This window comes from Serratia sp. G204Y, assembly GCF_051172435.1.
In the GTDB taxonomy this organism is placed as follows: Bacteria; Pseudomonadota; Gammaproteobacteria; order Enterobacterales; family Enterobacteriaceae; genus Serratia; species Serratia sarumanii.
Genome location: NZ_JBPIZA010000001.1, coordinates 670,561 through 693,087, shown reverse-complemented (window position 1 = coordinate 693,087; position 22,527 = coordinate 670,561). Strand labels below are relative to the sequence as shown.

General features: G+C 61.0%; 19 protein-coding genes. All 19 read left to right on the top strand.

Annotated features, from left to right (window positions below):
• Positions 1–80 precede the first annotated feature (80 nt).
• The 19 genes from ACSBQQ_RS03395 (at position 81) to ACSBQQ_RS03305 (ending at position 22,409) form a co-directional block, all read left to right on the top strand.
• Positions 81–1,115 (top strand): NADP-dependent oxidoreductase, encoded by a 1,035-nt coding sequence (locus ACSBQQ_RS03395; protein ID WP_047571539.1) that lies wholly within the window; start codon positions 81–83, stop codon positions 1,113–1,115.
• Between the two features lie 840 nt (positions 1,116–1,955).
• Positions 1,956–4,295 carry a type VI secretion system Vgr family protein gene (locus ACSBQQ_RS03390; protein ID WP_060387926.1) on the top strand — a complete coding sequence of 780 codons (2,340 nt, stop codon included), beginning with the start codon at positions 1,956–1,958 and terminating at the stop codon, positions 4,293–4,295.
• Positions 4,296–4,305: 10 nt separating this feature from the next.
• Positions 4,306–4,695 carry a DUF3592 domain-containing protein gene (locus ACSBQQ_RS03385; protein WP_033647801.1) on the top strand — a complete coding sequence of 130 codons (390 nt, stop codon included), beginning with the start codon at positions 4,306–4,308 and terminating at the stop codon, positions 4,693–4,695.
• 101 nt (positions 4,696–4,796) lie between these two features.
• The gene (locus ACSBQQ_RS03380) at positions 4,797–5,297 is read left to right on the top strand and encodes a hypothetical protein (RefSeq protein ID WP_033647802.1); all 501 of its coding nucleotides are present in this window, start codon (positions 4,797–4,799) and stop codon (positions 5,295–5,297) included.
• Positions 5,298–5,467: 170 nt separating this feature from the next.
• Positions 5,468–8,020 carry a DUF2169 family type VI secretion system accessory protein gene (locus ACSBQQ_RS03375; protein WP_033647803.1) on the top strand — a complete coding sequence of 851 codons (2,553 nt, stop codon included), beginning with the start codon at positions 5,468–5,470 and terminating at the stop codon, positions 8,018–8,020.
• A complete protein-coding gene (locus ACSBQQ_RS03370; RefSeq protein ID WP_060427892.1) occupies positions 8,017–9,084 on the top strand; it encodes a pentapeptide repeat-containing protein in 1,068 nt (355 codons plus the stop codon). The genes ACSBQQ_RS03375 and ACSBQQ_RS03370 overlap by 4 nt, the downstream gene beginning before the upstream one ends.
• Positions 9,085–9,114: 30 nt before the next feature.
• The gene (locus ACSBQQ_RS03365; protein ID WP_033653621.1) at positions 9,115–9,750 is read left to right on the top strand and encodes a DUF3540 domain-containing protein; all 636 of its coding nucleotides are present in this window, start codon (positions 9,115–9,117) and stop codon (positions 9,748–9,750) included.
• A 16-nt stretch (positions 9,751–9,766) separates the two neighbouring features.
• Positions 9,767–10,159 carry a DUF4150 domain-containing protein gene (locus ACSBQQ_RS03360; RefSeq protein WP_004934933.1) on the top strand — a complete coding sequence of 131 codons (393 nt, stop codon included), beginning with the start codon at positions 9,767–9,769 and terminating at the stop codon, positions 10,157–10,159.
• Positions 10,160–10,203: 44 nt separating this feature from the next.
• Complete coding sequence (gene tagV, locus ACSBQQ_RS03355) at positions 10,204–10,704, top strand: type VI secretion system accessory protein TagV (RefSeq protein ID WP_033648134.1); 501 nt, start codon at positions 10,204–10,206, stop codon at positions 10,702–10,704.
• Positions 10,705–10,733: 29 nt separating this feature from the next.
• Complete coding sequence (gene tssJ / locus ACSBQQ_RS03350) at positions 10,734–11,264, top strand: type VI secretion system lipoprotein TssJ (protein ID WP_048321733.1); 531 nt, start codon at positions 10,734–10,736, stop codon at positions 11,262–11,264.
• 40 nt (positions 11,265–11,304) lie between these two features.
• Positions 11,305–12,651: a type VI secretion system baseplate subunit TssK gene (tssK, locus tag ACSBQQ_RS03345; RefSeq protein ID WP_033638522.1), complete on the top strand. Its 1,347-nt coding sequence runs from the start codon at positions 11,305–11,307 to the stop codon at positions 12,649–12,651.
• A gap of 21 nt (positions 12,652–12,672) precedes the next feature.
• On the top strand, positions 12,673–13,875 hold the full coding sequence (locus tag ACSBQQ_RS03340) for a DotU family type VI secretion system protein (RefSeq protein ID WP_049272050.1): 1,203 nt from the start codon (positions 12,673–12,675) through the stop codon (positions 13,873–13,875).
• Complete coding sequence (gene tssM, locus ACSBQQ_RS03335; protein ID WP_060427890.1) at positions 13,875–17,510, top strand: type VI secretion system membrane subunit TssM; 3,636 nt, start codon at positions 13,875–13,877, stop codon at positions 17,508–17,510. The genes ACSBQQ_RS03340 and tssM overlap by 1 nt, the downstream gene beginning before the upstream one ends.
• An 18-nt stretch (positions 17,511–17,528) precedes the next feature.
• A complete protein-coding gene (tagF, locus tag ACSBQQ_RS03330) occupies positions 17,529–18,248 on the top strand; it encodes a type VI secretion system-associated protein TagF (protein ID WP_033647808.1) in 720 nt (239 codons plus the stop codon).
• 23 nt (positions 18,249–18,271) lie between these two features.
• Positions 18,272–19,303, top strand: a complete 1,032-nt coding sequence (gene tssA / locus ACSBQQ_RS03325) for a type VI secretion system protein TssA (RefSeq protein WP_060427888.1) — start codon at positions 18,272–18,274, stop codon at positions 19,301–19,303.
• Positions 19,304–19,424: 121 nt separating this feature from the next.
• Positions 19,425–19,961 (top strand): type VI secretion system contractile sheath small subunit, encoded by a 537-nt coding sequence (tssB, locus tag ACSBQQ_RS03320; protein ID WP_033635026.1) that lies wholly within the window; start codon positions 19,425–19,427, stop codon positions 19,959–19,961.
• A 3-nt stretch (positions 19,962–19,964) separates the two neighbouring features.
• The gene (gene tssC, locus ACSBQQ_RS03315; RefSeq protein WP_016927259.1) at positions 19,965–21,470 is read left to right on the top strand and encodes a type VI secretion system contractile sheath large subunit; all 1,506 of its coding nucleotides are present in this window, start codon (positions 19,965–19,967) and stop codon (positions 21,468–21,470) included.
• Positions 21,471–21,537: 67 nt separating this feature from the next.
• Positions 21,538–21,921, top strand: a complete 384-nt coding sequence (locus ACSBQQ_RS03310; RefSeq protein ID WP_049194641.1) for a Rap1a/Tai family immunity protein — start codon at positions 21,538–21,540, stop codon at positions 21,919–21,921.
• Positions 21,918–22,409, top strand: coding sequence for a T6SS effector amidase Tae4 family protein (locus ACSBQQ_RS03305; RefSeq protein ID WP_025159845.1), 492 nt, complete (start codon positions 21,918–21,920; stop codon positions 22,407–22,409). The genes ACSBQQ_RS03310 and ACSBQQ_RS03305 overlap by 4 nt, the downstream gene beginning before the upstream one ends.
• Positions 22,410–22,527 lie beyond the last annotated feature (118 nt).

Genomic DNA, 22,527 nt, shown 5'->3' with positions numbered 1-22,527 from the left:
AGCACATTCGGTAACGTTGCCTTGCCGCCCCTGGACTAGGCTTAACGCATCTTGTTTGTCGCAACGCAAAGGAGCTTTCGATGTCCCCTTCTTCTCAACAGAACCGCCGCTTCCTGCTGGCCTCGCGTCCGCACGGTGAACCGACGGCGGCCAACTTCCGTCTCGATACCGTCCCCGCACCGCAGCCCGGCGCCGGACAGCTGGTGCTGCGCACCGTTTATCTGTCGCTGGATCCTTATATGCGCGGGCGCATGAGCGATGCCCCCTCCTACGCGCCGCCGGTGGAGATCGGTCAGGTGATGGTGGGCGGCACGGTATCGCGCGTAGCGGCTTCACAGCATCCCGATTTCAACGTCGGCGATTGGGTGTTGGGTTATGACGGCTGGCAGGATTACGCCCTGTCTGACGGCAGCGGCCTGCGCAACCTCGGCCCGCACCTGCCGCATCCTTCCCGCCTGCTGGGCGTGCTGGGCATGCCGGGATTTACCGCTTACATGGGGCTGCTCGACATCGGCCAACCGCAGGCGGGAGAAACGCTGGTGGTTGCCGCCGCCAGCGGGGCGGTCGGTTCGGTGGTCGGCCAAATCGGTAAGCTGAAAGGCTGCCGCGTCGTCGGCGTCGCCGGCGGGGCGGAAAAATGCCGCTATGTGGTGGAAGAGTTGGGTTTCGACGCCTGCATCGATCACCGCGCCCCTGACTTTGCCGAACAGCTGGCGGCCGCCTGCCCTAAAGGCATCGACATCTATTACGAAAACGTCGGCGGGGCGGTGTTCGACGCCGTACTGCCGCTGTTGAACACCAAAGCGCGCATTCCGGTGTGCGGCATCATCGCCCATTACAATGCCACCGGGTTGCCTGCGGGGCCGGACCGCTTGCCGCTGCTGGAGGGGCTGATCCTGCGCAAACGCATCCGTATGCAGGGCTTTATCATCTTCGACGACTACGGCTCACGCTTTGACGAGTTCTTGCAACAAATGAGCAGTTGGGTCGAACAGGGAAAAATCAAGTTCCGCGAGGACATCGTCGACGGGCTGGAGCAGGCGCCGCAGGCGTTTATCGGTCTGCTGCAGGGCAAGAACTTCGGCAAGTTGGTGATCCGCGTCGCCGACGAGTAACCGGTAACAGGGCGTGGTACACCACGCCCTGCTTTTAATGCACGGCACCGTCGCCGAATCGCACATCCTCCTCTACCGTCCTCTACCGTCAGCGTCACCTGCACGACAGTGCGCACCGCTTCCACCCTCGCCGCCAGCGCCCTGCTCGGCTTGCCCTGATGCGCCGCCGCCGGCAAACGCGCAACGCGTACGCATTCTCCCGCTGCCTGACGAATTGGCTATCACGTCTTTCCCCATTGAGCCGATCGCCGGCCGGCAGGCAAAGCGCGCCCCGGCCTTAATCTGGCTCTGCGGCCTGATAAGCCAAATCGCCTTCGCTCCCTGTCCACATTAATAATTGCTGCATTATCAACCGTTCAACCCCTCGACCAACGGCCTGCAGAGGGGGCTTCCCACGCCCACCAAATAGGAATCATCCGAATTAACATTCGGAAAATTTATATATTTGATCATCTTTAAGTGGCAAATGGTAAGGATAAAAAACAGTCAGTGACTTTTTTTACGTAAAAAAAGAGTTGTTTTATAAGCACGTTGACTTAAGTGTTACAGATTTATTTTTTGGTATTACCAATTATCCAATAATTTGAGATAAAAAATGATCTGCTCGCATGTATATGTTTTAGATGATTAAAACCAAGATCGTGAGCAAGTTAACGAATTGAGCATTGATCCACAAGGCTATTTTGCAAATGCAGAGCTCTATTGTAGACTGCACAAATCGTGCCTTTGTGTAAACTTTGTTAAATCTTTCGTCAGTTCCTGTCTCCATTCGTGACAGATACGCCATCGGGATCGCGCGTCAATTCTCGTGCGGTAGCTATGCCTAAAGCGGGGAATAGTATGGATCGCCTTATCATTGCGCACACGCCTTTGCCCTCCCATCAGCTGTTGTTCAAAAGCCTTTCCGGTGAGGAAAAACTGGCCGGATTGTTCGAGTTCGACGTCGAGCTGCTCAGCCCCGACAATCGGCTCGATCTGAAAGCGCTGCTGGGACAAAAAATCACGTTGGAGCTGCGGGGCAATCCGCTGGCGCCGCGCTATCTCAACGGCAATATCACGCGTATGACCCTCTCCGGACGGGAAGCCGGCGGCAACCGTTACTATATCTACCGCGCCGTGCTGCGCCCCACGCTGTGGTATCTGACGCAAAACCGCGATTTTCGCATCTACCAGGAAAAGACCGTTCCCGACATCCTGGCCCAGGTGCTGGGGCAGTATCAGGTGAAAATCGATAATCGCCTGAGTTACGACTACCGCATCTGGGGGTACTGCGTGCAGTACCAGGAGAGCGATTTCGATTTCATCAGTCGCCTGATGGAGCACGAAGGCATCTATTACTATTTCACGCACCAGCAAGACGGCCATACGCTGGTGCTGGCTGACGCGCCGTCGGCGCATCAGGAACTCGCCGGCTACGCCAGCATTCCCTATCAGCTCGCGGAAGGCGGCCTGGTGGAAAACAAAGACAGCATCAACAGCTGGAGCGTTTCGGACGCCATCACGCCCAGCCTGTATAGCCTGGATGACTACGATTTTCGCAAGCCGCGCGCGCGGTTGCTGGAGGCGCGGCAGAATCCCGCCTCGTTCGCTCAGGACAAAGCCGAGGTGTTCGACTGGCCCGGGCGTTATACCGATCACGCCCACGGCCAGTTTTACGTCAAGGTTCGCCAGCAGGAGTTCGAAGCGCAGCACGAGCAGATGAGCGGCGAAGGCAGTTCGCAGGGCATTGCGCCCGGCTACCGTTTTCAACTGATCCAGGCGCCGCGTATGGAGGACAACCGCGCCTACCTGGTGGTCAGCGCGCATTACTTCATGCAGGAAAACAGCTACGCAAGCAATGATAACGACGTCGGCGAGCAGCGTACCGAATTTCAGGTCGTTCCGGCGGACATCAATTGGCGCCCGGCGCGCATCACGCCCTGGCCGAAAACCCACGGCCCGCAAACTGCCGAAGTGGTGGGGCCGGAAGGCGAAAGCATCTGGACCGATAAATATGGCCGGGTGAAACTCAAATTCCGTTGGGATCGCCACGGCAGCGGCAATGAAACCAGTTCCTGCTGGGTGCGCGTCTCCAGCGCCTGGGCCGGCTGGAAATACGGCGGGATCCAGATCCCGCGCGTGGGCGAAGAAGTGGTGGTCGACTTTATCAACGGCGATCCGGATCGCCCTATCATCACCGGCCGCGTTTACAACGAAGACAGCATGCCGCCGTGGGATCTGCCCGGCGACGCCACCAAAATGGGCTTTATGAGCCGCAGCAAAGGCGGCGGCGCCGACAACGCCAGCTTCCTGTTCCTGGAAGACTCGCCCGGCAACGAATCTTTCGACATGCACGCCGAACGCAACATGAACATGACGGTGGAAAACGACAAGAACGTCAATATTGACGGCAGCCGCACCACCACCATCGGCCGCAAGCAGGACGACACCGTCACCGGCGACGCCACGTTCCTGTACAAAGCGAAACGCACCACCACCGTCGATGGGCTGGAAACCGCCAACCTGAACGCCCACCAGACGGTGAACATCAAAGGCGGCCGCGACCTGACGATTATCGACGGCGGCGATAAAATCGACATCACCGGCAATCAGTCCTTCAAGCTTGACGGCGCACAGACGCAAAACATTACGCAGACCCAACACGTCACGGTGAAGGGCAATCAGACCCTCGACATTACCGAAGGGCAACAAACCAGCACCATCAAGCAAGGGCAAACGGTCAACATCACCTCCGGCGGGCAGCACACCACCATCACCGCCGGCGGGCAGGAATTGACGGTTAAAGGCGGCGGCCAAACCGCTACCGTCACCGGGAATGTCACCGAGACCTACAAAAACGATCAGAGCACGACGATCACCGGTACGCTGACCATCAAAGCGAAAACGATCAACATCACCAGCGCAGACGGCGTGTCGGTGCAGACACCGAGCTGGAAAGATAACTGCCACGGTTGGAAATGGGTGGCGACCGGGGCCAACTTCGCCTTCTACGGCTCCAATCTTGCGTTGACAGGAGCCAGCCTGAAACACACGATGCTGGATATCTCGCACAATCCGCTGGCGATCAGCAAAACCAATTTCAAGCTCAGTAACGATCCAATGACGTTCACTCAGCTTGGCGCGCTGGTGACCAACGGCGCCTTACGGTTGAGCACCAAGGCGCTGGCGATCTTTTTATAAAGGGACTCCCATGTCGAAGGCCAAAAATGTTCTCACCGTTATCGGGTTGATTTTATTGGCTCCTATCCTCAGCCTGGTGGGTTTTTTCAAATTCATCACGGTCGATATCTGGGGTTATTTCAAACATATCGGTTCTTCCCTCAGCGTGATGGAGAACGGTATTTCCGCCTCCGGGCAAATCGTCAGCATTCGCCAGACCAACCTGTGGGACGGGAATCGGCCGGTCTGCGAAGTCGAAGTCAAATACATCGCCCAAGACGGAAAAAACCATACGGCCGTGGCGAAAGGCCCGATCAGCGTCGTGGATCTGCCGCGTTATCAGCCGGGCCATTTCACCGCGATCAAGTACGACCCCAAGAACCCCAAAAAAGCGGTGATCGAAGAGCTTTCCCGGCTTTAAGCGAAAAGGCTCCTTTCAATCACGCTATCCGATTGCAACGCTCTGCCAACGGCTTATCGTTCATCGGTTCGCTAACTCACCTTGCATAAGGAAGTGTCACGATGGGCGCGTTCATTGCCTTTTCGACGCAGGACAGCCTCTGGGGACAAATCCTGTTTACCTTCTTTGGCATCCTGGTTGGCTGCGTCTTGCTCGCCGCGATCGGCAAAATCTTTTTGTCGGCCAGCCGAGCGGCCGCGTTGCCTGCGCGGTTGCTGATCTTTGTCGCGCTGATGCTGGCGCTGCTGAAATACAACCAGCAGGTGATGTCTGCGGTGAATGCCCCCGCAGAATTGATCGGGTTCCTGATTTTGCCCGGCTTTTTGATGGGTTACCTGGGTGCGGCGCCCACCGGCAGACTGGCGCTGGCGATAGAGCTGCCCTGTTTTGCGGCGCTCGCCGCGCTGCTGATTCTGGGCACCGCCGACGTCGAATTTTTTGCCCCCTATCACCTGGAGAGCGCCGGCCAATTTATCGCCAAGGCGATCGCTGCGGCATTGTCCGTCGCCGCCGTGCTGTTGGCTCGCGGAATAAACGGGAAGGACGGCGCACTGTCCTCTTGATCATCCCTTTCGAAGCGGGGCCCTCCCCGCATTAACGATCGGCGCTGAACGCCGCATCGTTTTCTTCATCTGTTGTGACATAGCCTGATATCTATTAAACCGAAAAACGGATTGTTTTTGAGCAGCAGCCTGGCTGCCAGCTGATATCCACAGGAAGCTTTACACACACAATGAAAGTCGTAAAACCTCTGCGCCTCAGCGCGCTTCATCGCCCCTTCTCTTGGCAAGGGCAAAACCATCTGGGCGTTTCCGTTTTGGCCTTGGCCGATATGGGGGCTTCCCCGCGCCTGCGCCCCGAACCGGAGCTGTGGCAGTTGGCCGCCGAAGAACTCACGCTGAGCGGCGGCGTGCTCGATTTGGCTATCCCCAAAGCCTGCGCGGAGTTTCTCGCCACCGGTAACGCCTACACCCACCATCAACAAGACAAAACCGCTTGCGCCGTAAAGATCCAGCTGGATTCGCTGGAAAAAACGCTGGTGGTTTTCGGCGATCGCCATTGGATCAACGATCGTCCCTCCACTCCCCTCCCTTTTGCAGAAATGCGTCTGGACTGGCGCCGGGCTTACGGCGGCACCCAGTTCGCCGATAATCCGCACGGCATCGGCGCCACTCCAGAAACATTTCCGCAGGGCCGCATCCATCGCCTACCCAATATTGAACCGCTGCAGGGGCGCCTCGCGTCTCCTCGGCAAAGCGCGCAACCGGCAAGCTTTGACGCGTTGGATCTCACCTGGCCGCGCCGCTTCTCCCGCATCGGTAAAAACTACGACGCCGACTGGTTGAAAAACGGCTTTCCCGGCTTCGCCAACGATATCGACTGGCGCCTGTTCAACATGGCGGAAAGCGATCAGCAGTTTCCTCAACGCGACAGCTTGCCGCCCCGCGCCGCCTATCGAATTTGGAACATGCACCCTTCAGAACCGGTGCAGCAAGGTCATTTGCCGCCGTGGCGCACACGCTGTTTCATCAACCGGCTGCGCGGCGACGAAACGCATTTCGAAGAAATCGCGATGCGCCACACCACCGTCTGGTTCTTCCCGCATCTGGAACAGATGCTGCTGATTTATCAGGGCAGCACACGCATCAATGAAGACGATGCCGCCGACGTAATGCAGCTGATGCCGGCTTTGGAAATCGAAGGCGAGCCCCGCTCCACCGCGCATTATCGGCAGGTGTTGACCCAGCGGCTGGATAAGGAACGGGGGGCTCTGCACGCGTTTCGTGAGCAAGAGTTGTTGCCGGAAGCGTGCATCGGCGCCTGGCTGGATACGGAAACGCCGACGCAGCAAAGCCCGATGGCGGAAAATATCGCCGCCTACGAGCACCGGCAGCGCGAAGAGCACCGCCAGCGCCTGCTGCGTGAAGGCCAGGACATCGATGAACTGTTCCCGCTGCCGTCGCAAGACGCGCCGCCGAAGCTGGACGAGCTTGCCGAATTCGTCGAGCGTCTGGAAAGCCAGGCCGAGGCGCAGTATCAGGACATGCTCAAGCTGGCGCAAGCCGAGGGTATCGATCCGCGCAATCCCGGTGGGGATCACGTGCCGCCATCCGGTGCGGAAAGCTACCAGCAGCAGCGCGATCTGCTGTTCCAGGAGGCGCGCCGGCATCCCGATGCGTTCAGCGAAAAACAGCTGGGGGAAAGCGAGCGTGCGCTGCACCAAATGTATTTAATGTCGGCACAGGCGCAAAGCCCTGCGCTGCGTTTAAGCGGCGATCTGGCGCAAATCATTCGCCAACGCGTCACCGCCGCCATGCTGCGTGATAAGGATCTCAGCGGTCTTGATCTCACCGGCGCCGATCTGTCCGGCATGGATCTCTGCCAGGCTAACTTGCGCGGCGCTTTGCTGGAAAACGCCAATCTGCGCCAAACCCAACTGGTGGGTTGTGACCTTCGCGAGGCGATGCTGGCGCGCGCCGATCTCAGCGGTGCCGTCTTGCAGCAGGCCGATCTGAGCCACGCCTCTTTGGCCCTGGCGAAATGCGAAGCGACGGATTTCGGCGGCGCGCAGCTGCACGAAACCAACATTCAGCAAACGTTGTTTCAACGCTGCGATTTCACGATGGCCTCATTACGCGATTTGCTGGGATACGAAACCTTGCTCGGGCAGTGTGATTTCAGCCGCGCCACGCTGGCCAACATTACGCTGATGGAGCTGCAACTGGAGCAGCTGACATTCAGCCACGCCCGGCTCGAAAAAGTCAGCTTCGTCAAATGCCGCTTGCAGGCGGTGAACTTCGATCGGGCGCGGCTGGAAAGCTGCGCCTGGGTTGATACCGAGACGCAAAGCCTCAGCTTCCGCGCCGCACGCCTCACGGCCTGCGCCTTCGCGGCAAAGACGCTGCTGCCGCAGGCGGATTTCAGCGACGCGACGCTAAACCAGTGCAATTTACGCCAGATGCCGTTGCAGCGGGCCAATTTCAGCCGTGCACGTCTCAATAATTGCGACCTGTCGGAAAGCAGGTTGAACGACGCCGATTTCCGTCAGGCCAACGGCAGCGGCAGCCTGTTCATTCGCAGCGATCTGTCTCGTGCCAACCTGCGCGACGCCAATTTCATTGCGGCGATCCTGCAAAAATGCGTGCTGTCAGGCGCCGACCTGCAGGGCGCCAATCTGTTCCGGGCCGACCTGTCGCAGTCGCAAGTGGATCAGGCGACCCGGCTCGAGGGCGCCTATACCGCCAGGGTGAAAACATTGCCTCGCCACAACGGGAAGGAAGTATGACCTCAAAGCCAGAGCAAATACGCCAGCGCGTGAAACGCGGCGAGCTGATTGCCGGTGAGGATTTGCACGGCCTGTCATTCGCCGGTATGGATTTGGCCGGCGGCATGTTCAACGAACTGAACCTGAACGGCGTGAACTTCTCCGATTGCGATCTGCGCGACAGCGTCTTCAGCAATTGCCGGCTCGAACAGGCGCAATTTGCACGGGCGAACCTGAAGCAAACGGCCTTCAACCAGTGCGCCATGTCGGGCGGCCGCTTCAGCGAGAGCCATATCGAACTGACGATGTTCAACGATTGCCGGCTTGAACAGGGCGACTTCAGCCGGCTGGCGCTCAACCAAAGCCACTGGATGTCATGCCAATTGGCCGGCGCGAATTTTTCCGCCACTCAGCACGATCGCACCACCTTTTACGAAAGCCCGCTCGACGGCGCTGCGTTGAATCAGGCGCGGTTATCTCTTGTCACGTTCTTCCGATTAAATCTCCGTGACACAAGGTTTGAAGGGGCAGATTTCGACCGCGTCACGTTTTTCGAATGTGACCACCGCGGCAAAAGTTACGCCGGGCAGCGCCTGATCGCCTGCCAGTTTACCGATAACCAACTGGACGACATCGATTTCAGCCAGGCGACGCTGCGTCAAAGCAACTTCAAGGGCGCTTCGCTGCGGCGCGCCAACCTGGCGGGCGTGCAGGCGCAGCAGTCACTGTGGCTGGAAGCCAACCTGACCCACGCGCAGTGCCGCGGCGGGCAGTTCGATCAGGCGATCTTCAGCGAAGCGACGTTGGACGCCGCCAACTTCAACCAGGCGCGCCTGTATCAATGCGTATTCCAGCACAGCCGCGCGGCGCGCTGTGATTTCAGCGACAGCGACCTGACCTACGCCGACTTTTGTTATGCCGACATCGGCGCCGCCGATTTCCGCCGCGCGCGCTTTATGCGCACCCGCATGCACCGCGCCCATCAGCAGCAAACGCGCTGGGGCGATCGCAGCGGAATTCTCGAGCGCGACGAAGAGCTGTACGCCGCCGAAATCTGGAGCGCACAGCGCCAGAGCCGAATCTGAATGCATTGACCACTTCACGAGGGGATCACCATGAGCGTTGCCAACACAACCCGCGCCGTCAACATCGCACCGCCCCAGCAGGCCGCCGGCCAGGTCGTCAACCTGTTGCCGGACGGCAGTCTGGTGGTGGAGTGCGAAGGCCGCGGCTGGCATTGCCGCCGGGCGGCGAGCTGCCTGCTGACGCCGGCCCTCGGCGATAACGTGCTGGTCGCCGGCTGCGGCCACCAGCTGTGGGCGATCGCCGTCCTTGAGCGCGCGGAACCGCAAAGCGCGGCGCGGCTGAGCGTTGCAGGCGATCTGCACATTGAAACGCCGAGCGGCTCGCTGTCGCTGCACGGCGCGCAGGCGCTGAAACTGAGCGGCGACGCCATGACGCTGCAGGCGAACAGCGGCGACTGCCAGGTCGACAAGATGAAATACAGCGGCGAAGAGCTGTCGGCCTTCGTCAGCATCAGCCGCCTGGTCGGCAAACGCTGCGAGTCGCTGTGGCATTCGGTCAGCCAGATCAGCCATTCGCTGTTCCGCAAAGTGCGCCAGACCGAGCACGTGCGCGCCGGGCAGCTGGATTACCAGGCGGAAGATTACGCCCGCATTCATGCCCGCAACACGCTCATTACTTCAAAAGACATCACCAAGCTGGATTCGGAACAAATCCACGTCGGATAACCTGCGGAGGCCTTTTATGTTTGCCAACAGCCAAATGATCGGCGTGGACCTGGCGTTTCCCGACGTCTGTCTGACGCCAAGCCCGGCGCCGGTACCCGTGCCCTACCCGGATATCGCCCTGGCACCGACCGCCATCCCGAACGCGTTCAACATTCTGTTCGTCGGCACCCCGGCGCACAACATGGCGACGGTGACGCCGCTGACCAACGGCGACAACCCCGGCGTGGCCACCGGCGTCGCCTCCGGGACGGTGATGGGGCCGTCCCGCCACCTGACCGGCGCCTTTACCGTGCTGCTCAAAGGCACCCCGGCCACCCGGCTGACCAGCCTCAGCCTGCAAAATTCCACCAACGCGCTCGGCATGCGCATCGTGCCGAGCCAATTAAAAGTGTTGCTGCTTGCGCCCTGATGACGGCGCCCTATTACACAGCCATTAAACAAGAAGAGGACATTGTGAAAACACGGATTACCCTGACGCTGCTGACCGCCCTGACGCTTGCCGGTTGTTCCACGCCGCCGCCACCGCCGCCGGCGCTCAATAACGACGCCATCGTCAGCAGTGAGGTCAACGGCGTCACGCTAAAGCACCGCGCCGCGGTGAGCGCGCCGAAACAGTTCAAGCCGATCGGTGAGGAGTACCGCAGCCTGTACGCCGCCAGCATCATGAGCAGCCCGAATTATACCGGCACCGCCGTCGGCAGCCTGGACAACGCCGCCGCGTTCTACGCGCTGGGCGAAGTGGAAAACAACTGGCTGGCGATCTCCGCCATCCGGGGCGGCGACCTGGTGGGTTACATCCAGGCCAACGCCGGCGTACCGGAAGCGCGCTACAAATCGACGCTGCGCAAAGATCTGCCGCGCCGCGCGCGCGCCGCCAAACAGGACTGCGTCAAAGTCGGCGGCGACAGCAAGGCGTGTAAAAACGCCGGCTCAGCCACCTGGATCCTCCAGTAGTCAGCACGCCTGCGGGCGACGAGATTCCCATGATGACGACCCCTATCGCTTCCCGCTGGTGCGGGATGCTGTTTTTGCTGCTGGGCGCGTTGGCGCTCGGCGGCTGCATGTCTTCCGCCAAAAGCGTGCCGTCGCGTTACAGCCTGGTGTTCGATGCCGATCGCCAGGTCAACGCCGCCGCCGGCGCGCAACCGGCGCCGATAAAAATTCGCGTGCTGCTGCTGCGTTCGGATGCGGAATTCATGGATGCCGACTTCTTCAGTCTGCAAAACGACGCCAAAAGCGTGCTCGGCAACAGCCTGCTGGACAGCGATCAGTTCTTCCTGACGCCGGGCCAGACCGGCAAAAAACTCGGTGGGCAAAGCGCGTTGGATGCGCGCTACATCGGCGTGATCGCCGAATATCAAAATCTGGACGGCAAAACCTGGCGCCTTTCACTGCCGCTGCCGGAACCCACCGAAACCAATTTCTACAAGGTATGGCAATTCTCGCCGGATGAGCTGGAAGCGCATATCGTCGCGGGCGTGAGTGGCCTGCGCCCCGTAAAAAAGGTCGACTGACCTACCGCTGCGCTGAAGCGAAGTAACTATAGGTGTGATGATGAAAGATGCTCATAAGGTTGTCTGGACGGAGGGGATGTTTTTGCGCCCCCACCATTTCCAGCAGGCGGAAAACTATCTCGAAGGCTATATGCGCAACTGGGGCCAGGCCCACAGCGGCTGTTTCTGGGGTTTCCTCACCCTGGATCTGGACCAAACGCTGCTGCGCCAGGGCAAGATTGCCCTCAACGCCGCCAGCGGCATCATGCCGGACGGCACGCCGTTTCGCTTCGCCGGCGCCCAGCAGGCGCCCGCGCCGCTGACCATCGCCGAAAACAAGACCGGCGAAAACGTGGTGCTGGCCCTGCCGACCTACCGCGCGGGGCGTGAAGACGTGATCTTTCAGGAAAGCCCGGAGGCGCTGGCGCGCTATCTGGCTTACGAGAACGAAGTCGACGATCTCAACGCCGTCTCGGTGGGCAGCGCGGCGCTGCAGTTTGGCCGCCTGCGCCTGCGGCTGATGCTGGAGAGCGAGCTCAACGCCGAATGGACGGCGCTCGGCGTGACCCGCGTGCTGGAAAAACGCGGCGACAACAGCCTGCGCCTCGATACCGCGCAGATCCCACCGATGCTGAACTGCCAGGGCAACCCGGTACTGAAAACCTTCATCAACGATCTGCAGGGCCTGCTGCAACAGCGCAGCCAGCAGATGAGCCAGCGCCTGCTGCAGCCGGGCCGCGGCGGCAGTTCCGAAATGGTCGATTTCATGCTGCTGCAGCTGATCAACCGCCACCTCGGCCAGGTGAGCCACGCCTACCACCTCGACCATCTGCACCCGGAGCGCCTGTTCGCCGATTGGCTGCAGTTCGCCACCGAGCTCGCCAGCTTCTCGGCGCAGCGTACCCCGGAAGGCCGTCTGCCGGTGTATGACCACGACAACCTGGCGCTGTGCTTCGGCAAGCTGATGCTGTTGCTGCGCCAGGGGCTGTCGGTGGTGCTGGAAGACAACGCCATTCAGCTGACGCTGGTCGAACGCTCCCACGGGCTGAACGTCGCCACCGTGCAGGACGCCAAAATGATGCGCGACTTCGGCTTCGTGCTGGCGGTGCGCGCCGACGTGGCCGCCGAGGTGTTGCTGACCCATTTCCCGGCGCAGATGAAGATCGCCCCGGTCACGCGCATCCGCGATTTGGTGCAGCTGCAGCTGCCGGGCATCGGTTTGCGCACCATGCCCGCCGCGCCGCGCCAGATCCCCTATCACGCAGGCTACACCTACTTCGAGCTGGAAAAAGGCGGCGACCTGTGGAAACAGATGGAAAAATCCAGCGCCTTCGCCCTGCACCTGGCGGGCGAATTCCCGGGGCTGGACATGGAATTTTGGGCGATTCGCAGCCATACGGACCGGTAACCTATGACTCAGGAAAATAGCATGGCGCCGGCGGCCAACCCGCTGGTGGACGCCGCCAACCCGCTGCTGAACGCCATTTCGCAGATCCGCCAGTCGGCCACGCACGCCAACCCGGCGCAGCTGCGCCAACAGCTGATCGACGAAATGCGCCGCTTCGAGATCCGCGGCCAACGCGCCAACCTGCCGTACGAGGTGATCATCGGCGCGCGTTATTGCCTGTGTACCGCGCTGGATGAAGCGGCGGCGCTGACCCCGTGGGGCAGCAACAGCGTGTGGTCCGGCAGCGGGCTGCTGGTGACCTTCCATAACGAAACCTGGGGCGGCGAGAAATTCTTCCAGCTGCTGGCCAAGCTGTCGCAAAGCCCGCGCGAGCACATCAACCTGCTGGAGCTGATCAATTATTGCCTGCTGCTGGGCTTTGAAGGCCGCTACCGGGTGATGGAAAACGGCCGCTCGCAGCTGGAAACCATGAAGCAGCGCCTGCTGCAGCTGATCCGGTCGGTGCGCGGCGGCTATGCCCCGCCGCTGTCGCCCCATGCGCTGGATCTGCCGGTACAGCAGAAACTGTGGCGCCCGCTGGTGCCGCTGTGGGCCTGCGTGGCGCTGACCGGCTTCCTGGCTTCGCTGCTGTTCATCGCCCTCAACTGGCGGCTGGGCGACAACACCAGCCCGGTGCTGGCGGCGATTTACCAAACCAATCTGCCGCAGGTGGCGATCGGTAACCCGGCGCCGGCCGCACCGCCGACGCTGAGCCTGAAAAGCTTCCTGCGCAAAGAGATCGCCGAAGGGCTGGTGGTGGTGCGCGACGAAGCGCAGCAAAGCGTGGTAATCCTCAAAGGCGACGGGCTGTTCGACTCCGCCGCCACCACGGTGCGCGCCAACTATATTCCGGTTATCGACCGCATCGCCGCCGCCATGAACGGCGTCAGCGGCAAAATCCTGGTCACCGGCTACAGCGACAACGTGCCGATCCGCAGCGCCCGTTTCGCCTCCAACTGGGAGCTGTCGCTGGCGCGCGCCGAAGCGGTCAGCGCCCGGTTGCAAAAGCACCTCGCCAACCCGCAGCGTGTCAAGGCCGAGGGCCGCGGCGAAAGCAACCCCGTCGCGCCGAACGATAACAAAGTGAACCGCGCGTTGAACCGCCGGGTAGAAATTACGCTGTTGGTCGCCCCGGAAAATACCCAGGCGGAAATCAACGGCTTGCCGCAAGGAACCGGAAAGTAATGCTCAGTACGTTATTCTCCATCATCACCAGCCGCCTGCTGTGGGGCTTTGTCGGCATTACCGCGCTGGCGTTCATCATCTGGATGATCGGCCCGCTGGTGGCCATCGGCGACTATCGCCCGCTGGAGCCGGAACTCAACCGCCAGATCGCCATCGGCGTTATCTACCTGATCTGGTTCCTGTGCCGACTGATCCCGCGCCTCTACAGCGCCTGGTTCAACAGCCGCCTGCTGAGCAACCTGCGCGCCGCCGAAGCGGTGCCGGCGGAAGACGGCAAGCCCGAGGTCAAACAAGACGATCAGTTGGCGCAGCGCTTCGACGAAGCGGCGCAGCTGCTGAAAAAGGCGCGCTTCACACCGGGCCAGGGCGACGGCAAACACCGCTGGATGACCCACTTTAGCCGCCAGTACCTGTACCAGCTGCCGTGGTATGTGATCATCGGCGCGCCCGGCGCCGGCAAGACCACCGCGCTGGTCAACTCCGGCCTGCACTTCCCGCTGGCGGATCGCTTCGGCAAATCCGCGCTGCGCGGCGTGGGCGGCACCCGCAACTGCGACTGGTGGTTTACCAACGACGCCGTGCTGCTCGACACCGCCGGCCGCTACACCACGCAGGAAAGCCAGCGCGAAGAAGACGCCGGCGAGTGGCAAAGCTTCGTCGCGCTGCTGAAAAAATACCGCACCCGTCAGCCGATCAACGGCGTGATGGTGACCATCAGCGTCGCCGATCTGCTGAGCGACAGCGCCGAAGCGCGCGCCGCCCAGGCCAGCGCGCTGCGCAAACGCCTGATCGAACTGCACGAACAGCTGGGCATTCATTTCCCGGTCTATGTGCTGGTCACCAAAACCGACCTGCTCAACGGCTTTATGGCTTACTTCGGCAGCTTCGACAAAGCACAGCGCGACCAGATCTGGGGGTTCACCTTCCCTTACGAGCGCTCGCGGCAGCCGGACTTCAACCTGAATGCCGCTTTCGAACAGCAATACGCCCTGCTGCAACAGCGGCTGGACGCGGCGCTGCCTGATACGCTGCTGATGGAGCACGACGCGCGCCAGCGCGCCGAAAGCTACCTGTTCCCGCAGGAGTTCGCCGCGCTGCGCCCGCTGCTCGGCCAGTATCTGGAACAGGTGTTCGCCACCTCCAGTTTTGAAACCCGCTTTACCCCGCGCGGCATCTATTTCACCAGCGGCACCCAGGAAGGCCTGCCGTTCGACCGGGTGATGGGCGAACTGAACCGCTATCTGCAGCTGCCGACGGCAAACTCAGGGGCGCAGGCCAACGCGGCCTGGGACAGCGTGGGCCAGGAAGCGCCAATCCCGGCGGCCAAGGGCCAAAGCTTCTTCCTGAAAGAGACGTTGGAATCGGTGGTTTTCCAGGAATCCGGGCTGGCGGGCAGCAACCGCTGGTGGGAATACCGCAACCGCGCCCTGCACTGGGTGGGTTACATCGCGCTGGCGGTGATCCTGGCGGTGCTGGCGATGCTCTGGTTCACCAGCTACGGCAACAACAAGGCCTATCTGGCGGAAGTGGCCGCCAAGGTGCCCGGCGTCGAGCGCCAGGGGCAAAACCTGACGCAGTTGGGCAACGGCGACATGTTCTCGCTGCTGCCGTTCCTCAACAGCCTGCTGCACCTGCCGGACAGCCAAAACTTTTCGCTGGACGATCCGCCGTTCACCTACCGCATGGGGCTGTTCCGCGGCGATCAGGTGAGCGACGCCGGCAATGCGCTGTACCAAAAAGCGCTGAAAGAGCTGCTGCTGCCGCAGGTGGCGCAACAGATCGCCACCACGCTGCGCAACGACAACCACGGCGATGCGGACTTCAGCTACGAAGCGCTGAAGGCCTACCAGATGCTGTATCTGCCGAAGCAGTACGACGGCAAATTCCTGCGCGCCTGGGTGATGCTCAACCTGCAGCGCAACCTGCCGCAGGGCAGCACCCAGAAACAGCTGCAGCAGATCGAATGGCATTTGGGCCAGCTGCTGGATGCGCAGATCCAGGCCTCGCCTTACGCCAAAGACGACCCGCTGGTGGCGCAGGCGCAGGCCGCCATCAACCGGGCGCCGCTGTCGCAGCGCGTCTACGGCCGCCTCAAGCGCCTGCTGCTGAAGCAGACCGACATCAAGCCGGTCAGCCTGGTCGATTTGGCCGGCCCGCAGACCGAGCTGGCGTTCAGCCGCAAAAGCGGCAAACCGGTGACCGACGGCGTGCCGGGCCTGTTTACCTCGCAGGGGTATTGGAAAGCGTTCAACGACAACATCGATCCGGTGACCGACACCCTGCGCAAGGAAGACGTCTGGGTGTTGAACAGCCAGACGCCGGAGCAGAAGAGCGCTGATTTGACCAAAACCATCCGCCAGCTGTACATGCAGGACTTCATCAGCGCCTGGGATGAGCTGCTGGGGGATATCCAACTGGCCAACATCGGCAACCTGACCCAGCGCATCAGCAGCGCGCGCCTGTTGTCCGGCAACCCGTCGCCGATGCGTAACCTGCTGGTCAACGTCAGCAAAAACGTCACCCTGCGCGACGAGAAAAGCGACGCCGACTCCCGCTCGCTGCTGGCCAAAACCGAAGACAGACTGAATCAAAACGCCAACCGCACGCTGGAAGCGCTGTTCACCAACCGGCCGGCCAACGCCGACGGCGACGTATCCGCCCAGCCGGAACAGCTGGTGATGGCGCACTTCGCGCCGCTGTTGGAGCTGGCGCAAAGCCAGGGCGAAGGCAATAAGGCGATCCCTTTCGACAGCGTGCTCAAGCAGGTCGATGAGCTGTACAGCTATCTGACGGCGGTTCAGGGCGCGGCCAACAGCGGCATGTCGGCGCCACCGAGCGACATCATCCCGCGTCTGCAGGCCGAATCCGGCCGCTTGCCGGTGCCGTTCAAACAGATGCTGCTGTCGCTGGCGATCGGCGCCAGCAGCGACACCCAGCGCAAAGAGATGGAGAACGTGAAAAAGCGCATCAGCTTCGAGGTCGGCAGTTTCTGCCGCCAGGCGATCGCCGGCCGTTATCCGCTGGTGGCACGGGCGCGCCAGGAAGTGACGCCGGACGATCTGGCGCGCATGTTCGCGCCGAACAGCGGGCTGATGGACAGCTTCTTCCGCGACAACCTGCAGGGCAAGGTCGACACCACCCGCGCCAACTGGCGCTTTACCCCCGGCGTGGACGGCAAGACGCTGCCCGGCGGCGAGGGCATCCTGCGGTCGTTCCAACAGGCGCAGCGCATCCGCGACGCCTTTTTCGCCAACGGCACCGCGACGCCCTCGTACCGCGTGACCGTGCGGCCGGTGCGGATGGATAACAACATTCTCAACCTGACGCTGGATATAGACGGGCAGCTGTTCAAATACAGCCACGGCCCGCAGGTGCCGCTGGTGGTCAGCTGGCCGGGCACCCGCAATACCAACCAGGTGCATCTGCAGCTGGCGCTGGCCAACGGCACCACCGCCAGCCTGGTGACCAGCGGGCCGTGGGCGCTGAACCGCCTGGTGGATATGGCGCAGTCTTCGGGCACCGGCGGCCTCGGCCGCCAGGCGACCTTCAATCTTGACGGCCACCGCGTCACGCTGGAGTTCACGCCCAACAGCATTCGCAATCCGTTCCAACTGCCGGCCTTCTCGTGCCCGTAGCCCCGAAAGGACATGACCATGAGCACTGATTCAAGCGCCCCGACGAGCATCGGCTGGTACGGCAAACTCCCTTCCGCCGGCGACTTCCTGCAACGCCGCCTGCCCGATCCGGTGGTCAACAACTGGGCCCACTGGTTCCATAACGGGCTGGTGAATTTGCAGCGCGATGCGCAGGGGCCGAACGGCCACCCGTTCAGCAACGCACCGGTGTGGAACTTCGTGATCCCCGCCACGCTCGGCAGCCCGTACGTGCAGATGGGTTGCCTGTTGCCGGCGCGCGATCGCGTCGGGCGACGCTACCCGATCTGCGCGCTGCGCCTGTTCAGCCAACAGGATTGGCGGCCGCAACAGCTGAACATGGCGGCGAGCTGGTACCAACAGCTCGGTTATACCCTGCTGAACGGCGTGCGCAACGGTTTCTCCGCCGAGCAGATCGACCGCACGTTGCAGGCGATCCCGGCGCTGCCCAGCCCGCCGGCGGAAGCGGATTCCGAGATATTGTCGATTATCGGTTTCCAGCATCCGGACGTGCCGGGCCTCGGCTGGCAACAGGCCGCCGACTGTTTCGACCCGGCGCAGTACACCAGTTTCTGGTGGACCAATCAGGCCGACGGACACCCGCTCTACACCCACGTGCACAGCGGCAACCTCACCGTGCAGCTGTTTTCACTGCTGTTCGAGCCCAACGGCTGGGCGCGCCCCGGCCGCGGCGGCCAGTACCCGCAAATGTTTGATTAACATCGCTCGTTGAAGGAAATTTTATGGCTATCGACACCGATACCCTGCTGGCACCGGTCGACGCGGACAATCCCTGCGGCGACAACCTGGAATACGACGCCGACTTTCTGGCGATGGAACAAGCCGCCACCGGCAAGGCCGAACAACAGTTCGGCAGCACCATCATCCCGGAAGAAGCGCCGGATTGGGTGCAGGTCGAACGCCTAGCGACCTCGCTGCTGGCGCGCACCAAAGACCTGCGCGTCATGCTGTATCTCACCCGCGCCTGGACCCAGTTGCGCGGGTTGCCGGGCTACGCCGACGGGCTGACGCTGATCCACCAGTCGATGGCCCGTTACTGGGACGCCCTGCAGCCGCCGCTGGAGTTCGACGGCGAGGCCGACCCGTTGTTTCGCATCAACGCGCTGGCCGACCTTGGCGACAAAGCCGCGCTGGCCGCCAGCGTGCGCGCCGCGCCGCTGCTGAAAAGCACCGCCGGTGAAATCTCGCTGCGCGATGCCGGCGCCCTGCTCGACGGCAGCAAGCAGGAGTGCCCCAACTTTCCCGGCGGCCGCGCACGGCTGCAGGATGAACTGGCGCAACAGGATCGCCCCGAAGGCGCCCTGGTGGCGCGCATCGCCAACACCCTGAGCGCCATTCGCGGTGAAGTGACCCGCCATCTGGGAGAAAGCGCACTGCCGGAAATGAGCGCGCTCACCAAGGTCTTTTCGCTGGTGGCGCTCGCCGGCCAGAGCGAGGCCCCGGCCGCCGCCGAACCCGACGCCCCGCCGGAAGCCGCCGCCGTGCAGCCACCCGCCGCCGTGCAGAGCGCCACCGCCCCGCTCAACTGGCGCAGCGCGCAGATCCAGTCGCGCGACGACGCCCAGCTGATGCTGGACAAGGTGAAAAACTATTTTCGTCTTCATGAGCCGAGCCACCCGGCGCCGCTGATGATCGATCGGGTCCAGCGGTTGATTACGCTGGACTTTATGCAAATCGTCCGCGATTTGGCGCCCGATGGGCTTAACCAACTGGAGACCATTCTCGGTCGCCCCGACAACGAGGAGAACAGCTAGCCACCGACCTTTGTTCTCTTGACGCATCCGATACCGTCTGCCCCTGCGCAGACCCGAATCAGAACCTGACTCTCCCAGCCGGACGAGGCGCGTTCCCAATCGCCATTAGATGGAGTAAATCATGTCAAACTCGAAATCCCGCAGCGGGCAGAAATTCATCGCCCGCAACCGCGCGCCGCGCGTACAGATTGAATACGATGTCGAAATTTATGGCGCAGAGCGCAAAATCCAGCTGCCGTTCGTGATGGGCGTGATGGCGGATCTGGTGGGGAAAGCGGTCGATCCGCAAGCCAGCGTGGAAGAGCGCAAGTTCATGGAGATCGACGTCGACAACTTCGACGAGCGCATGAAATCGCTGAAGCCGCGCGTCGCTTATCAGGTCGACAACACCCTGACCGGCGAAGGCAAGCTGAACATCGATCTGACCTTCGAAAGCATGGAAGACTTCTCCCCCGCCGCCATCGCCCGCAAGGTCGACGCGCTGGACAATCTGCTGGACGCCCGCACCCAGCTTTCCAACCTGCTGTCCTACATGGACGGCAAGAACGGTGCCGAAGAGCTGATCTCCAAGATCCTGCAAAATCCGGCGCTGCTGCAATCCCTGACCGACGCGCCGAAGCCGGCGGTTAACGACGAAAACAACGAGCGTGAGGATTAATCGATGAGCAACTCGCCTCAGCAACAAAATGCGTTGCAGACCACCGAGACTTTTTCCAGCGATGAATTCAGCGCGCTGCTGAACAAAGAGTTCCGGCCGAAGACCGATCAGGCCAAAGAAGCGGTCGAGAACGCGGTGAAAACCCTGGCGCAGCAGGCGCTGGAAAACACCGTCACCGTTTCTTCCGACGCCTACCGCACCATCCAGGCGCTGATCGCGGAAATCGACGAAAAGCTGTCGCAGCAGATCAACCAGATCATTCACCACGACGACTTCCAGAAGCTGGAAGGCGCCTGGCACGGCCTGCATTATCTGGTCAACAACTCCGAAACCGACGAGATGCTGAAGATCCGCTTCATGAGCATTTCCAAGCAGGAGCTGGGCCGCACGCTGAAGCGTTATAAAGGCGTGGGCTGGGACCAGAGCCCGATCTTCAAGAAAGTCTACGAAGAAGAGTATGGCCAGTTCGGCGGCGAACCGTTCGGCTGCCTGGTGGGCGACTACTACTTCGATCACAGCCCGCAGGACGTGGAGCTGCTGGGCGAAATGGCCAAGATCGGCGCCGCCTCGCACTGCCCGTTCATCGCCGGCACCGCGCCAAGCGTGATGCAGATGGAGTCCTGGCAGGAGCTCTCCAACCCGCGCGATCTGACCAAGATTTTCCAGAACACCGAGTACGCCGCCTGGCGCAGCCTGCGCGAGTCGGAAGACGCGCGCTACCTGGGCCTGGTGATGCCGCGCTTCCTGGCGCGCCTGCCGTACGGCATCCGCACCAACCCGGTGGACGAGTTTGACTTCGAAGAAGACACCGACGGCGCGACCCACGGCAACTACACCTGGACCAACGCCGCCTACGCCATGGCCGCCAACATCAACCGTTCGTTCAAAGAGTTCGGCTGGTGCACCGCCATTCGCGGGGTGGAATCCGGCGGCGCGGTGGAAAACCTGCCGTGCCACACCTTCCCGAGCGACGACGGCGGCGTGGACATGAAGTGCCCGACTGAGATCGCCATCAGCGATCGCCGCGAAGCCGAGCTGGCCAAAAACGGCTTTATGCCGCTGGTGCACCGCAAAAACTCCGACTTCGCCGCCTTTATCGGCGCGCAGTCGCTGCAGAAGCCGGCGGAATACTACGATGCCGACGCCTCCGCCAACGCCCAGCTTTCCGCGCGCCTGCCGTACCTGTTCGCCTGCTGCCGCTTCGCGCATTACCTGAAGTGCATCGTGCGCGACAAAATTGGCTCCTTCCGCGAGCGCGACGACATGGAACGCTGGCTGAACGACTGGATCATGAACTACGTGGACGGCGATCCGGCCAACTCCTCGCAGGAAACCAAGTCGCGCAAACCGCTGGCCGCGGCGGAAGTGCAGGTGGAAGAGATCGAAGACAACCCGGGCTATTACAGCGCCAAGTTCTTCCTGCGCCCGCACTACCAGCTGGAAGGCCTGACCGTCTCCCTGCGCCTGGTGTCGAAGCTGCCTTCGCTGAAGCAAAACGACGCGTCCTGATGGGCTGAAGTCAGGCCGCGATAGTGCGGCCTGGCTGATACATCAACCTCATCACAGGGAAAGAAAGATGAAGACAAAACGGTTTTATCTGGCATCGCTGTTGGCAGTCGTCTGTTCGCTCTCCGCCGCGCCGCCAGCTTTCGCAGAGCAGACAACGAGACAGCATTTGACGTCCGATGATGTCAATCTGCCAGGCAGCGACTTTTTCCGTTTCTATCGCAGTGCAGATAAACAGGAAAAAGAGAAAGCGCGGATTTATTTGCTGGGCGTGCTGGACGCGACGGAAGGAAAAAGCTGGTGCCAATACAGCCAGCTACAAACCGTCACTCTGCAGGAGTTTGTGTTCGAATTCTTTAATAAACTTCCCGCTGCGCGCCTGCACGAAAGGGCAGCCTCCCTGATTGAAGAGGCTCTGGCGACTCGCTTCCCCTGCAAAGGAGGCAAAGCATGAAACCATTATATCGTCAGCTAAAAAGCAGCCATTACTCCTCTGATTACTCTAGCCCGGGATATTTGGCAGCAGAAGCCGTTTACGCCGAGATTGGTTATGAGCTTGATACGCTTCTAAAGCAAAACCCTGGTTATGCCAATACCTGTGCCGTCCGCATGAGCCTGGCGCTGTTGAAAGCTGGCATCAGCTTCAAAGGCCGCCTGCCAATCAAAAAAGGCGCCTATAAGGGTAAAACTATTGAACCTGGAGCCAAACTGCTGGCCGATCAGTTACATCGCTCCAGTAGTTTTGGCAAAGCCAAAATTTTCTTTAATGCTCCAGATGCAGAGAAGGGTATCGGCAATAAAAAAGGCGTCGTGTTCTTCAATAAAATAACCAACTATGATGGCGGACACATTGATCTGATCGAACCAGAAAACTCGCTATTGACCTGCCATTCCCATTGCTATTTTAACTGCAAAGAAGTCTGGTTTTGGGAATTAAGCTAGTGTTCCATCGGCTTGTCAGTAAATGCATGAGGTTTGGTTTAACTGCATGCTTGCAGATCGAAAAAAACCAGAACATACATTGAACCCAGACAACGCGAAATAATTAAGCATTGAGCCA

Excerpts from the sequence above, each read along its gene's own strand:
- ACSBQQ_RS03395 (WP_047571539.1), top strand. The coding sequence starts at position 81 with ATGTCCCCTTCTTCTCAACAGAACCGCCGCTTCCTGCTGGCCTCGCGT.
- ACSBQQ_RS03390 (WP_060387926.1), top strand. The coding sequence starts at position 1,956 with ATGGATCGCCTTATCATTGCGCACACGCCTTTGCCCTCCCATCAGCTG.
- ACSBQQ_RS03385 (WP_033647801.1), top strand. The coding sequence starts at position 4,306 with ATGTCGAAGGCCAAAAATGTTCTCACCGTTATCGGGTTGATTTTATTG.
- ACSBQQ_RS03380 (WP_033647802.1), top strand. The coding sequence starts at position 4,797 with ATGGGCGCGTTCATTGCCTTTTCGACGCAGGACAGCCTCTGGGGACAA.
- ACSBQQ_RS03375 (WP_033647803.1), top strand. The coding sequence starts at position 5,468 with ATGAAAGTCGTAAAACCTCTGCGCCTCAGCGCGCTTCATCGCCCCTTC.
- ACSBQQ_RS03370 (WP_060427892.1), top strand. The coding sequence starts at position 8,017 with ATGACCTCAAAGCCAGAGCAAATACGCCAGCGCGTGAAACGCGGCGAG.
- ACSBQQ_RS03365 (WP_033653621.1), top strand. The coding sequence starts at position 9,115 with ATGAGCGTTGCCAACACAACCCGCGCCGTCAACATCGCACCGCCCCAG.
- ACSBQQ_RS03360 (WP_004934933.1), top strand. The coding sequence starts at position 9,767 with ATGTTTGCCAACAGCCAAATGATCGGCGTGGACCTGGCGTTTCCCGAC.
- tssJ (WP_048321733.1), top strand. The coding sequence starts at position 10,734 with ATGATGACGACCCCTATCGCTTCCCGCTGGTGCGGGATGCTGTTTTTG.
- tssK (WP_033638522.1), top strand. The coding sequence starts at position 11,305 with ATGAAAGATGCTCATAAGGTTGTCTGGACGGAGGGGATGTTTTTGCGC.
- ACSBQQ_RS03340 (WP_049272050.1), top strand. The coding sequence starts at position 12,673 with ATGGCGCCGGCGGCCAACCCGCTGGTGGACGCCGCCAACCCGCTGCTG.
- tssM (WP_060427890.1), top strand. The coding sequence starts at position 13,875 with ATGCTCAGTACGTTATTCTCCATCATCACCAGCCGCCTGCTGTGGGGC.
- tagF (WP_033647808.1), top strand. The coding sequence starts at position 17,529 with ATGAGCACTGATTCAAGCGCCCCGACGAGCATCGGCTGGTACGGCAAA.
- tssA (WP_060427888.1), top strand. The coding sequence starts at position 18,272 with ATGGCTATCGACACCGATACCCTGCTGGCACCGGTCGACGCGGACAAT.
- tssB (WP_033635026.1), top strand. The coding sequence starts at position 19,425 with ATGTCAAACTCGAAATCCCGCAGCGGGCAGAAATTCATCGCCCGCAAC.
- tssC (WP_016927259.1), top strand. The coding sequence starts at position 19,965 with ATGAGCAACTCGCCTCAGCAACAAAATGCGTTGCAGACCACCGAGACT.
- ACSBQQ_RS03310 (WP_049194641.1), top strand. The coding sequence starts at position 21,538 with ATGAAGACAAAACGGTTTTATCTGGCATCGCTGTTGGCAGTCGTCTGT.
- ACSBQQ_RS03305 (WP_025159845.1), top strand. The coding sequence starts at position 21,918 with ATGAAACCATTATATCGTCAGCTAAAAAGCAGCCATTACTCCTCTGAT.